The organism is Pacificoceanicola algae (genome assembly GCF_049341065.1).
Lineage (GTDB): Bacteria > Pseudomonadota > Alphaproteobacteria > Rhodobacterales > Rhodobacteraceae > Pacificoceanicola.
On the sequence record NZ_JBMPIX010000015.1, the window covers coordinates 60,151 to 73,014 of the forward strand.

Genomic DNA, 12,864 nt, shown 5'->3' on the forward strand with positions numbered 1-12,864 from the left:
ATCTGGCAGAAAACGGGGCAACGTATGGCAGGCGAAAAGCAGGGGTTTCTGACGCGCGCCATTCAGCTGGGCACTTTGCGTCGGTGGTCCCAGATGGCCAAAGCCGCCCCCAAGACCGATCTGCCGGAACTGCGCCAGCAGCGCAGCGTCGCCCGCAGGTTGAAGGCGCAAGTCGATCAGTTGATCCATGTGGCGGATGCCCGTCTCGCCCTGCCCTTGATCGGCAATCAGGCCTTTCCGCGCCCACAGGATGCCGATTGGGCATGGCGTCCAGAACTTTGGTGCGGGCCGCTTCCGACCCCCGGCATTTCCTCGGTCCGCTCGCAAAGCATGTTGGGCCGGGAAGCGACGTTGTTCCACGACTGCGCGCAATCCGAACTGACCCTGCGCCAGCTGCGCAACATGCGCGAGGCTGATCTTGCCGCTTATGGCTTGCGCATGGATGTCTTTCGGTTTGACGGCTCGTACCTGTCACTGGCCATCGACCTGCCCGAGGCTGCAAATCGTGGTCTGACCCGCAAACACCTGATCCGCATCGAAACCATTGTCGAAATGGAGAAGCGGCTTGAGATTTTTGCGCGGCTGAACATCAAGCACGGCCCGAATACCGAACAGATCGTGCGCGAACTGCCCCTGCACGAAGATGATATTCGCGTCGAGTTCGATCTGGCCTATACCAAGCTGAACGAAAAGCGGATCGAACGCATGTGGCTGGACCTGATCTTTGAGGGGCCGCAGATGAATCAGGTGATCCTGCGGGATCTGACCTTTAGCCGCCGCAAGCGGGCGGAACTGTAACAAGGAACCGGGTATGAGCTATTTCGAACTGACCAAAACCCGTTTCAAGGAAGGCGTCTGGGAGGGGCTTCTGACCGCCAAGGTCAAGGACTCGGGCGCCCCCGAGATTGCCGTGACGCTACGCGATCAACCGGTGCGCGGCGTCACCGTCACCGAAACCAGCCAAGCGGGGCGCTGGGTGGTGGAAATCCCGGTCCCGGTCGAAGCCGTGGGCGACGGCGTGCAGACCTTTCTGATCCTCGACGCCAATGCCGACACAGTTCTGGAAAGCTTTACACTGATCGCCGGAGAAGTGCTGGGCGACGACATCCGTGCCGAGGTTGAACTTCTTCGGGCCGAACTGGACATGCTCAAACGCGCTTTCCGCCGCCATTGTCTTGAAACGATGTGAAAGGGCTGGACGTTCAGCCTGCGCGCCATCCGGACTCGACTCGCGGCCTATCGCGATTTAGAACAAAAAGAGAACAACTGCCGGTTCTCTTATGCGTCATCGTCGTATCCTCTCGCTCTGGTTTCCACGCCTTGGCGCCGAACGCCTGATCCGGGCCGAGCCTTGGCTGGCCGAGGTGCCCTTTGCCGTGGTCGGCGAAGAGGCGCAGGCACAGGTGGTGACCTCGCTTTCCGAAAAGGCCTCGGAGGTGGGAATCTATCGCGGTCAGCCATTGCGCGATGCCCATGCGGTCTGCGCCGATCTGATCACGCGCGCCTCGGTTCCGCACCGCGATGCTGCCTTTTTGAACGTGCTGCACCGCTGGGCCGGACGCTATTCCCCATGGGTTGCGCCCGAGCCGCCCGACGCGCTGGTGATCGACCTGACCGGCTGCGCACATCTGTTCGGGGGCGAGCCAGCCTTGATGGAGCAGGTGGCGCAGGATTGCGCCGATCTGGGGCTGAGCGTGCGGCAGGGGCTGGCCGATACGCTGGGCGCCGCATGGGCGCTGGCGCGGTTCACCGAACAGGACGGCGGCAGCCACCGCAGCGGCGACGCCATCGACCAAGAGGCGCGCGCCACCCGCTCCCGCGCGGGCAAGCGGCGGCATTGGGAACGCGGCGGCCTGCCCCCCGGCGCGCCAGCGCAACGCCTGCCGCAGGGGCGCATCGCCGGGGTCGGTCAAAGCTGGAGCGCGATTTCCCCCCTTCCCGTCGCCGCCCTGCGCATCGACGCCTATACCCAGAACCAGCTGAACCGCCTTGGCCTGCGCCGCATCAGCGATCTGATCGGCCAGCCGCGCGCCGGTCTGGCCCGCCGTTTCGGGCGCGGACTGGTTGACCAGCTGGACAAGGCCACCGGCAGCGCCCCCGAACCGATCAGTCCCGGCCGCGCCCCGGATCGCTTTTCGGCCCGTCTTTCGCTGCCGGACCCCATCGGGTTGGTCGAGGACGTCACCGAAGCGCTGGAGCGCCTGACCCAACACCTCTGCGCACGGCTCAAGGAAAAGGCGCGCGGCGCGCGGGTGCTGCGGCTCGAGGCGTACCGCGCGGATCACTCCATGCAGTGGCTGACGCTGAAATCGGCGGTGGCCAGTCACGATCCCGCACGGCTGATGCCGCTGCTGAAGATGAAGATCGATGAGATCGACGCTGGTACCGGCATCGATATGCTGCGCCTTGAGGCAATCCAGCACGAACCGATCCACGCCCGCACCATTGCCGGCCACGCCGAGGCCACCGCCCACGGGCAGGCCCGGCAGAAAAGGGGGCTGGAGACCGCAACCGAGGATCTGCTGAACCGCCTTGGGGCCCGCATCGGGATGGAGGCCATCACCCGCCGCCACCCCGGCAACAGCCACATCCCCGAGAAAGGCGCGCAGGTGCTGGCCGCCGCATGGTCCGCCCCGGCGCAGGGCTGGCCCCGGCACCCGGTGCCGCGCCCGCTGCAACTGTGGCGGCCCGAGCCGGTCCATGCCCCGGACACCCCTGCCCTGCCCAGTCGGTTCCGCTGGCGCGGGCGCGATTTCACCCCGTGCGGCGCCACCGGGCCGGAACGGATCGCGCCCGAATGGTGGCTGGACGACCCCGAATGGCGCACGGGTCCACGCGATTACTGGAGGGTCGAGACCGACAAGGGCGAAAGGCTCTGGCTGTTTTATGCCCACGGCGGGACGATGTCCTCGGGCTGGTTCTGTCAGGGAGAGTTTGCCTGACAGAACTGCGCCGGGGTGCTGGGTTTCGACGCGCAAACTCAGGCGCCGCTCCGCACCTCCCCGCGCTCTGGACGCGCTGCCTTTGCCGTGGCAAAAGCCGCGCGCAACTCCGCGAAAGGACCGCCCCCATGTTCATCGTCTCGCTGATCGCCAAGCCCGGCGCGCTCGACCCTGCCTTGGTCGACAACCTGCGCAACGCATGGGGCGGCGGAATGGCCGCGTGGCTTGCCGCGGACGAAGCGGCCGAGTTCCCGATCGAGCAGATCCCCAGCAATCTTGGCGCGGTTCGCGCGTCGATCGCGGATCAGGCCGACCTGAACATCCTCCCCGCCGACAACCGTCGTAAAAAGATGCTGCTGGCGGATATGGACAGCACAATGATCCAGCAAGAATGCATCGACGAGCTGGCCGAGGAGGCGGGCGTCGGCGCACATGTCAAAGAGATCACTGCCCGCGCCATGAACGGCGAGCTGGACTTTGAAGGCGCCCTGACCGAACGGGTTGCGCTGCTGCGCGGCCTGCCCGAAAGCGTCATCGACAAGGTCGTGCAGGACCGCATCACCCTGATGCCCGGCGGCCGCGCGCTGATCGCTACGATGAAGGCGCACGGCGGGCACGCGGCGCTTGTCTCGGGCGGGTTCACGGCCTTCACCACCCGGGTTTCCGCGCTGCTCGGCTTTGATGAGAACCGGGCGAACACGCTGTTGATCGCAGATGGTCACCTGACCGGAGAGGTCGCTCGCCCCATTCTGGGCCGTGAGGCCAAGATCGAAGCGCTCGAACAAATCGCCGCCCGGATCGGTATCCGCGAGGATGAGGTGATCGCCGTGGGCGATGGCGCCAACGATCTGGGGATGCTGGGCCGCGCCGGTCTGGGGGTCGCCCTGCACGCCAAGCCCGTGGTGCAAGAGCAAAGCGATTGCCGCGTGAACCACGGCGATCTAACGGCGCTTTTGTACCTCCAGGGCTATGCCCGAGACGAGATCACCGGCCTCTGACCACATTTGACGCAGGACAGCACTTTGACCTTCCAGTGACTGGAGCCCCTATCTATCGGGCACAGACATCACTGCAAAGGGGCCATAATGGCCGATCACGCTTTTCGTTTCGAAGTTACCGGGTTGAATTGCGCCGGATGCGCAGGCCGCGCAGAACGCGCCTTGGCCACTGTTCCGGGAGTGTCCGAGGCACGCGTGAACCTTGCCAACCGCATGGCACAGGTCGAGGGCGAAACCACGAGTGAGGCACTGCGCGAGGCACTGAAGTCCGCAGGCTATCCAGCCGCGGAATCCCGCCAAAGACTGTCGATCCAGGGTATGAACTGCGCCTCCTGCGTGGGCCGGGTGGAACGCGCGCTGCTCGCTGTGCCCGGCGTGTTGGACGCCCGCGTCAATCTTGCCTCGGAAACCGCCGAGATCACCGTCCTTGCGGGCGCGGTCGAGGCCGCGCAACTGGCCAAGGTCGTGATCGAAGCGGGCTATTCCGCCAGCCCAACCCAAGACAACGCACGCAGCGAAACCGAAGATCGCCGCGAGACCGAGACCCAAGAGCTGAGGCGTGATCTGACCATTGCCGCCGCCCTGACGCTGCCAGTTTTTCTGGGGGTCATGGGGTCGCATATCATCCCCGGCATGCATCACTGGATCATGGCAACCATCGGTCAAACCACTTGGTGGGCGGTTCAATTTGTCCTGACCACGCTGGTTCTGATCTGGCCTGGGCGGCGTTTCTTTCGCATCGGCCTGCCGCTGCTGGCCAAGGGCGCGCCGGACATGAATTCGCTTGTGGCACTGGGCACGTTGGCGGCGTGGAGCTATTCCACCGTCGCGCTTTTCGCGCCCACCCTGCTGCCCGAGGCCAGCCGCGCCGTCTATTTCGAAGCCGCTGGCGTGATCATCAACCTGATCTTGCTGGGGCGTTTTCTTGAGGCCCGCGCAAAGGGGCGCACAGGGGCTGCGATCCGGCGGCTTGTGGGCCTGCGCCCCGACACCGCGCGGGTCGAACGGGACGGTGCAATAACCGAAATCCCAGTCGATCAGATCACCACCGGGGAAACGTTGCACCTGCGTCCCGGCGAACGCATCGCCGTCGATGGCGAGGTGCTGACCGGGCGATCCTACGTCGATGAAAGCACGATCACCGGAGAGCCGGTTCCGGTTGAGAAACTGCCGGGCGCGGCTTTGGTCGGCGGCACGGTGAATGGTCAGGGCGCACTGAGTTTCCGCGCCACGGCAGTTGGCGCCGACACGATGCTGGCACGAATCATTGCGCTTGTCGAAGACGCTCAAGGCGCACGCCTGCCCGTGCAGGCCTTGGCGGATCGTGTGGTGCGCTGGTTCGTACCTGCGGTGATTGGCCTTGCGGCCCTGACGGTTCTGGCGTGGTTGATCTTTGGTCCGGGGCTGACCTTTGCACTGGTCGCAGGCGTTTCGGTGCTGATCATTGCCTGCCCTTGCGCGATGGGTTTGGCAACGCCGACCTCGATCATGGTTGGCACCGGGCGAGCTGCCGAACTGGGCGTTCTGTTCCGCAAAGGGGATGCCTTGCAACGGTTGGATGAGGTCAAGGTCATTGCCTTTGACAAGACCGGCACCCTGACCGAAGGGCGCCCCGAACTGGTGAGCTCTGTCGCCGCAGACGGGTTTGATGCGGCGCGCGTTCTGACACTTGCGGCCAGCGCTGAACAGGGGTCAGAGCATCCGATCGCGCGCGCCATGGAACGCGCCGCCGGACCAAACCTGCCAAAACCCGATGAGGTGGAGGCGGTTCCCGGCCATGGGCTGCGCGCAAAGGTGGACGGGCAGGTGATCCTTGTCGGTGCGCCGCGCCTCATGGCCCGTGAGGGGGTTGATATCTCCCCGCTTGGCGCTGCCTTGGAAGAGATGGAACACAAGGGCCAAACCCCGGTTCTGGTGGCGGTGGACGGGCGCATTGCAGGCGCATTTGCCGTGGCGGATCGCGTAAAGCCCGGGGCCCGGGCCGCGATTGACGCGCTGCGGGCGCGCGGATTCGAGGTCGCCCTGATCACCGGCGACACCCGCGCCACCGCAAATGCCATCGGCGCTGAGTTCGGCATTCCCCATATCGAAGCCGAGGTCTTGCCGGAAGGCAAGCTTGACGCCGTAAAACGCCTGCGCGACCAATTCGGCCCAGTTGCCTTTTGCGGCGACGGCATCAACGACGCCCCGGCCTTGGCCGAGGCCGATGTCGGGCTGGCCATAGGCACCGGCACAGACGTCGCCATCGAAAGCGCCGACGTGGTGCTTGTCTCGGGCGAATTGTCGGGCGCGGTGAACGCCGTGCTGGCCAGCCAATCGGTCATGCGCAATATCCGGCAGAACCTGTTCTGGGCCTTCGGCTATAACGTCGCGCTGATCCCTGTGGCGGCAGGGGTTTTCTATCCGCTGACCGGCTGGCTGTTGTCACCGATGCTGGCGGCCGGGGCGATGGCCATGTCGTCGGTCTTTGTCATCTCGAACGCCTTGCGGTTGCGCAGGTTGGGGGGCGCAGGCATTCCGGAAATCGCCGCGGTACAAAATCCCGAGGGAGTCCCGGCATGAACATCGGAGAGGTGGCAAAACAGGCAGGTCTGCCCTCAAAGACCATACGCTATTACGAAGACATCGGATTGATACGGCCCGACCGCACGGAAAACGGCTATCGTGACTTTTCCGACAGCGATCTGCACAAGCTGACCTTTCTCGCCCGCGCCCGCGAACTGGGCTTTTCCATCGAAGACTGCCGCGCCCTGATGGCGATGTACGAAGATGAAAGCCGCGCCAGTTCAGACGTGAAAAAACTGGCCGAAGAACACCTGAAACGCGTTGACGAGAAGATCGCGCAGTTGCAGGCGATGCGCGACACGCTCAGCCATCTGGTCCACGCTTGCCACGGCGACAACCGCCCCGATTGCCCGATCCTTCAGGATCTTGCAGAGGGTACGGAATAAAGGTGGATTGACGCCCCTTGGCGGATCGCGGCATTTACCCGCCAAGGAGACCTACTATGACCGATCGCTACGCCGTTTTCGGCAACCCTGTTGTGCAGTCCAAATCCCCGATGATTCACGCGCGCTTTGCCGCTGAGACCGGGCAGGACATAGAATACGGCAAGATCGAAGCGCCGGTGGGCGGCTTTGCCGCCGCGCTGCACGCCTTCGCTGCCGAGGGCGGCAAGGGTTGCAATATAACCGCCCCCTTCAAACTGGACGCCTATGCGCTGGCCACCAAGATCACCGAAGCGGCGCGGCTGGCAGGATCGACCAACACCCTGCGGTTTGATGGTACCGAGATCGAGGCGCATAACACCGATGGCGTGGGGCTGCTGCGCGATATCGAAGTCAACCTTGGCCATCCGCTGCGCGACAAGCGCGTATTGATGCTGGGCGCAGGCGGCGCGGTGCGCGGGGCTGCTTTGCCACTTTTGCAGGCTGGCCCGGCCGAGTTTGCCTTGCTGAACCGTAGCCCCGAAAAAGCCGAGGCGATCCGCGACATGCTGGCGGATTATGGGCAAATCACCCTGTGCGACCCCAAGCAAACCGAAGGGTTCGACATTGTCCTCAACGGCACCTCGTCCAGCCTGACCGAAACCTGTCCGGCCCTGCCGAGTGGGGTCTTTGACGGCTGCGCGCTGGCATATGATCTGTCTTATGGAAAGGGTTTGACGCCCTTTCTCAAGGCGGCTCAGGCTGCGGGAGTTCCGAAGCTTGCTGACGGTGTTGGCATGCTGGTCGAACAGGCCGCCGAGGCCTTTACCTGGTGGCGCGGGATTACCCCCGCCACCGCCGGTCTGATTCAGGAAATGACGATCCCGCTGACCTGAGGCTTACTGCTTTTGCAGGCGCTGAAGAACGCGGTCCAACTGCTTGCCCTGCCTGCTGGTCGGCGTCGGCGCGTCTTTGACCAGATTGTAGTACTCAGTCGGATCGTATTTCACCACGTTCAGCTTGAGATGGTCCGTGGTCAGCATGCCCAGCGAAGCCAGAACCTGATAAGACGCCAGCTGCCGGTCGATGGTGGCCGAGATCAGCCCCGCCTGCGCATCCAGAAGCTCTTGCTCGGCCTGAAGCACGTCAAAGGTTGTCCGGGCGCCAAGTGACGCCTCTTCGCGTACGCCGCGGAATGCAACGCGCGCGGCGCGGACCTGCCGTTCGCTTGCGTCGATGCTTGCCACCGCCACCTGCAAAGTCGCATAGGCAGTCGTCACATCCTGCGTCACGCCATGGCGCACCGCATGCAGGTTGCCCCGCGCAGCGTCCCGCTGGGCGCGAACCTTGCGGGCCTGCGCGCTCAGCCTGCCACCTTTGTAGATCGGCCCTGATGCCCCTAGGGTAATGGACCCGATCCGTGAATAGGTTCCATCGCCAAGATCGTCCGTCGCGGCAAGTCGCCCTGAAAGAGATACAGTTGGTTTCATCTCGGCTTCGGCCTGTTTGAGGGTCAGCTCCAGAGCGAGGATCTGATGTTGCACTTGCCGCAGGTTCGGATGCAAACGCAGCGCCGTTGCAGCCCCTTCGGCCTGCGCCGGAAGGCGCGGCAAGGATTTTGGCGCGACCAAGTTGCCGGGCTTGCGCCCAATGACCGAAGTGTATTCAGCGCGTGCAATATCCAGATCACCCTGCGACGACGCCAAGGCACTGCGCGCGGCCGCGAGCCGGGCCTCGGCCAACGCCACGTCGGTCCGGGTGACTTCACCCACCTCGAAACGGTCACGCGCGGCGCGCAATTCAGTCTGGATCACGCGGACGTTGTTTTGGCGCAGGCTGACAATCTCCAGCGCGCGGCGCACGTTCAGGAAAGCCGCGACCCCGCGGTACAACACTTGCTGTTCAATCGAAATCAGCGTTTCGCGTGTGGCCAGAACGCTTTCCTTGGCCGCCTCCAGACCCAATTGATTCCGTCCGAAATCGTACAGCGTATAGCTGGCGATCAGCGCGACGGTGGATTCCGTGTTCGCCACGCCGCCGCTGCGCAGGGCCGTTTTGGAATAGCCAAAGGTCCGTTTGATTTCCGCTGCCCAGTCCAGAGTGGGACGCAAGGCCGACATCGCGATTGCCACGTCTTCATCCGCTGCGCGCAGAACCGCGCGGTTCTGCTCCAACAGGCCGCTATGATTGTAGGCCGAGGTCAGCGCATCTGCCAAATTTTCTGCCCAAGCCGACCCTGTCATCAGCACCGAGAGCGTTGCGACCGCCGCAAAACGGCGAAAGGCCTTGTTCATTCCGGTCACCTTCATCCGCGTTTCTCCATGCCTCACACTCAATTTTCTGAATACTTGGTAGCGCCGCCACGAAGGGCTGTCAAAACAACACTTGCGCCGCGACTTTCTGAACCAATCAGTTCAGAATCAGAATTCACCGGCATTTGTTTCGCTTTCGATCAATGGGGTCAAGGCTTTCTGGTTTCAGTCAGGCGCATAAGGGCGCCATTCAAAGTCTCGCATAAGTCAGAATGTTACGCCATAGACCCGAAGACTGACGTCGGCCATGCGTTGCACAAGCACCGCATTCTTACCCGCAACGGCGTGGCAGCCGGTACCGCACCAAACTTCGGAAAATTTTCTACGCAATGAGAACGAAGGGCGCATTCCTGCCATCTTTGCAACACCTCCGCGCCGAGGCCGCATTGTGTTGTGGGTCAAACGAAACAACCGACACAAACAAGATTGCTCTGCGGTCCAGAGGAGCGAGCGCTGTGAACACTACAACGCAAGAGCAGTTGGCCGACCTGCCACATTCTGTCGGCGACGAGCTGCCACCCAGAACACAACTGTGCTATGGCCAGTACACAATTGAGAAGTTTCTCAACTCGGGTGGCTTTGGCGTCACCTATCTTGCGTTTGACAGCCTCGGACGCAAGGTCGTGATCAAAGAGTGCTTTCCCAATTCAATGTGCTGCCGTTCCGGCGACTTTGTGCGCGTGCGGTCCCGTTCGTTCCAGACGGATTTCGAACGCATTCTGGAACTGTTCGAAAAGGAGGCGCGGGCGCTGGCCCACATCCAGCACCCCAACGTGGTGGGCGTGCACCAGATTTTCAAAGACAACGGCACGACCTACATGGCGCTCGACTATGTCGAAGGTCTCGATCTGCTGGATGTGATCGAACAAAAGCCTGAACTTCTGGGTCCCGAACAGATCAAGATCTTCCTGCGCGAGCTTTTGGCCGCGCTCAGCTATGTTCATTCCAACGGCATCCTGCACCGGGACATCTCGCCCGACAACATTCTGCTGGACCATGAGAATACTCCGATCCTGATCGACTTTGGCGCCGCGCGAGAGGGCGCAACCCGTGCTAGCCGCATCCTGTCGCGGGTCCACACGGTCAAGGACGGGTATTCACCGCAAGAGTTTTACCTTGCTGGCAGCATGCAATGCCCATCCAGTGATCTTTATGCTCTGGCGGCAACCTTCTACCACATGATTACTGGCTTTCCGCCGCCCAACAGCAACCTGCGTCTGGCCGCCGTGGCGGAAAACAATCCGGACCCGCTGGAACATCTGACTGGCAAATATCCGGACTACGATCCGCTGCTTCTGGAAACGATAGATCAGTGCCTGAGCCTGTTTTCCAGAGACCGCATCGAGAGCGCCGAGGTTTGGTTGCAAATCATCGAAGAGGGCCACCGTCAGCCAGTACAGGTTCCGACAGTCCGTGAAGAAAAACAGATCGAGCTGAAGATCGCTGCCCTCGTCGAAGAAAATCACCAGGCCATCAAGGAAGAAGAGGCCCGCGCGCTTGAAATCGCCATTCAACCGCCCCCTGAACCACCAGAAGACCCCGCCGCAATAGCCGAGCGTGAATACTGGGCGATCCTGACAGAAGAGCTCCCCGAAGAGGATGACGAAGACGATCTCGACGAGGATTGGGAAGAGGACATGGCCGACGCAGAGGACCCTTGGGACGAGAAGACAGAGGACGAAGTCGAGTTGGAGGAACAGGCCATCGCCGCGATGTCCGCAGCCTCTGCACCGCGCAAGCGGTTTTCGCTGGCGGCTCTGCTTCCGTGGTCAGGCCGGAAGCGGCGCGACACGCAAAACATGCAACCCCTTTAAATTTGGAATGAGCAGATGAGAAACCTCAGAGATGTAATTGTGCGCCGTCGCCCGTCGCTCGGCTCGGGCACTGAACCCGAAACGGTAGTACAGGACAGCGTTGCGCCACCAGAACCGCCGCGCGCCCATGACCAGCCGGATTTCAAACGGGACATCTTCCTTGATGCCGCGCGCGAGGCTCGTAACCATGTGCCCAAACCCGTCCGGCCGAAAATCCATGATCAACCGGATTGGTCGAAATCGTCTGAAGCTCAGGCAGGCCTTCCCGAGGCCAAACTGGCGGAACCTGTTTCCGCCGCGCCTGAGGCCAAAGCCACGCCAACCGCTGGCCCTGCCCCCAAGATATGGGATCTGCAACCGGACATCGAGGATGTTGCACCGCGTGTGATTCAGGCTGTCAACAACGCGCCCGAGACCCCCAAGCCCGTACCGGCCGCCCCCCCTGTCCCGACCCAAGCCAAGCAGCCTGTACAGGCAGCGCCGCGACGCGCCTCCTCTGAACGGGTCAAGACCCGCCTTCTGGGCTTTCACGCGCCGGACGTGGGCGCGGATGTTTTTGACGCCGAAGCCGTCAAGACCAGCGCCGCTACGCCTTTCTTCCCGATTGGCTGGCTCGTGGTCGTCGAAGGCCCCGGGCGCGGTGCATCATTTACTCTGACTGCGGGCCTGTCGACCATTGGCCGCGATGCGGATCAGACTGTGGCCTTGGACTATGGCGACACGAGCATTTCCCGCGAAAGGCACGCCTCGATCGCCTACGACCCCGAGGAAAAGCGCACCTATGTCGGCCACGGTGGCAAGTCCAATATCGTGCGCCTGAACAACAAACCCCTGCTGACGACCGAGGAACTCTCGGATGGCGACATGATCAAGATCGGCAAGACCGTCCTGCGCTTTGTCGAATTCTGCGGCGAAGCTTTCTCGTGGTCCGAAGAGGCTGACGCGGACGGAACGCGTGATGACTGAACTGGCGACAGATGCCACAGCCAAGATGGATATTGGCCAGCGCACCCGCCAGGAAGATGCGGTTATCGCTGATTTCTCGCAAGGGGCGCGGCTGGGGCTAGCGGTACTGTCTGACGGCATGGGCGGCCATGAGGATGGCGATCTCGCCAGTCGCGTCATTGCCGGTGAAATGTTTGGCGAGCTGTTCTTTTCCGCCGCCCGGCCCGACGCGCTTTTGCACGATGCGCCGACGACCTTTCAGCACGCCCTTTCGGTCGCCAACCGGAAGCTGCGCAATCAGGCCAAGGCCGGTGTTCTCAGCGATACGTCCGGCGGCACGCTTGTCTCGGTCGCGGTCGTTGGCGGGCAGTTGCACTGGATTTCCGTGGGAGACAGCCCGCTTTACCTCTATCGCGACAAGACGTTGCGGCGGCTGAACGAAGATCACTCGATGGCGCCGCAGATCGACATGATGGTACGCGAGGGCCTGATTGACGACGAAGAAGGTCGCAATCACCCACAAAGGAATTGCTTGACTTCGGCAGTCACCGGCGCAGACATTCACAAGGTCGATTGCCCCCTGACGCCGACACCCTTGATGGCCGGTGACATCATCATCCTCGCCAGCGATGGCATCAACACCCTGCCCGACGAAGGCATCCTCGCGCTGACCCGCCGCTACAGGCACAAGGACAGTCAGCAGATCGCGCGGGAACTGATGAATGCCGTGCACAGTGTTGGTTCTCCGGACCAAGACAACACGTCGGTTGTGGTGATCAAAATGCAAGATCAGGCCCACAAGCATCGTAGCGCCCTGAGCAATTTTGCACGCGACATCTCGACCGCAACCGACGAGCGGTACACGCGCGTGATGACCTCTCTGGGGCAGGCCTTCCGGCCCAAGACACGGCACGTCGGGTCATGAC

At 62.6% G+C, this 12,864-nt stretch carries 11 protein-coding genes; 10 read left to right on the top strand and 1 reads right to left on the bottom strand.

Annotation, left to right across the window (positions count from 1 at the left end):
• The first annotated feature begins 24 nt into the window (after nt 1-24).
• The 7 genes from ACOYQJ_RS18405 (at nt 25) to aroE (ending at nt 7,763) form a co-directional block, all read left to right on the top strand.
• Nucleotides 25-798 (top strand): DUF6478 family protein, encoded by a 774-nt coding sequence (locus ACOYQJ_RS18405; RefSeq protein WP_422907466.1) that lies wholly within the window; start codon nt 25-27, stop codon nt 796-798.
• Nucleotides 799-811: 13 nt separating this feature from the next.
• Entirely contained in the window at nt 812-1,189 is a 378-nt protein-coding gene (locus tag ACOYQJ_RS18410; protein ID WP_422907467.1) for a hypothetical protein, read from the top strand.
• 91 nt (nt 1,190-1,280) lie between these two features.
• Nucleotides 1,281-2,942, top strand: coding sequence for a Y-family DNA polymerase (locus tag ACOYQJ_RS18415; protein WP_422907468.1), 1,662 nt, complete (start codon nt 1,281-1,283; stop codon nt 2,940-2,942).
• A gap of 128 nt (nt 2,943-3,070) precedes the next feature.
• Complete coding sequence (gene serB / locus ACOYQJ_RS18420) at nt 3,071-3,940, top strand: phosphoserine phosphatase SerB (RefSeq protein ID WP_422907469.1); 870 nt, start codon at nt 3,071-3,073, stop codon at nt 3,938-3,940.
• Nucleotides 3,941-4,027: 87 nt separating this feature from the next.
• Nucleotides 4,028-6,502, top strand: coding sequence for a heavy metal translocating P-type ATPase (locus tag ACOYQJ_RS18425; RefSeq protein WP_422907470.1), 2,475 nt, complete (start codon nt 4,028-4,030; stop codon nt 6,500-6,502).
• Complete coding sequence (cueR, locus tag ACOYQJ_RS18430) at nt 6,499-6,891, top strand: Cu(I)-responsive transcriptional regulator (RefSeq protein ID WP_422907471.1); 393 nt, start codon at nt 6,499-6,501, stop codon at nt 6,889-6,891. The genes ACOYQJ_RS18425 and cueR overlap by 4 nt, the downstream gene beginning before the upstream one ends.
• 56 nt (nt 6,892-6,947) lie before the next feature.
• Nucleotides 6,948-7,763 carry a shikimate dehydrogenase gene (gene aroE, locus ACOYQJ_RS18435; RefSeq protein WP_422907472.1) on the top strand — a complete coding sequence of 272 codons (816 nt, stop codon included), beginning with the start codon at nt 6,948-6,950 and terminating at the stop codon, nt 7,761-7,763.
• A 3-nt stretch (nt 7,764-7,766) separates the two neighbouring features.
• On the opposite strand, the gene ACOYQJ_RS18440 is transcribed toward aroE, so the two are convergent.
• On the bottom strand, nt 7,767-9,176 hold the full coding sequence (locus tag ACOYQJ_RS18440) for a TolC family outer membrane protein (RefSeq protein ID WP_422907473.1): 1,410 nt from the start codon (nt 9,174-9,176) through the stop codon (nt 7,767-7,769).
• Nucleotides 9,177-9,634: 458 nt separating this feature from the next.
• On the opposite strand from ACOYQJ_RS18440, the gene ACOYQJ_RS18445 reads away from it, so the two are divergent.
• From ACOYQJ_RS18445 to ACOYQJ_RS18455, 3 genes are read left to right on the top strand one after another with little or no spacing between them, the layout of a single operon-like run.
• Entirely contained in the window at nt 9,635-10,993 is a 1,359-nt protein-coding gene (locus ACOYQJ_RS18445; protein WP_422907474.1) for a serine/threonine protein kinase, read from the top strand.
• 15 nt (nt 10,994-11,008) lie between these two features.
• Nucleotides 11,009-11,959 carry an FHA domain-containing protein gene (locus ACOYQJ_RS18450; RefSeq protein ID WP_422907475.1) on the top strand — a complete coding sequence of 317 codons (951 nt, stop codon included), beginning with the start codon at nt 11,009-11,011 and terminating at the stop codon, nt 11,957-11,959.
• Nucleotides 11,952-12,863: a PP2C family protein-serine/threonine phosphatase gene (locus ACOYQJ_RS18455; protein ID WP_422907476.1), complete on the top strand. Its 912-nt coding sequence runs from the start codon at nt 11,952-11,954 to the stop codon at nt 12,861-12,863. Before ACOYQJ_RS18450 ends, ACOYQJ_RS18455 begins: the two co-directional genes overlap by 8 nt.
• Nucleotide 12,864: the final 1 nt, after the last annotated feature.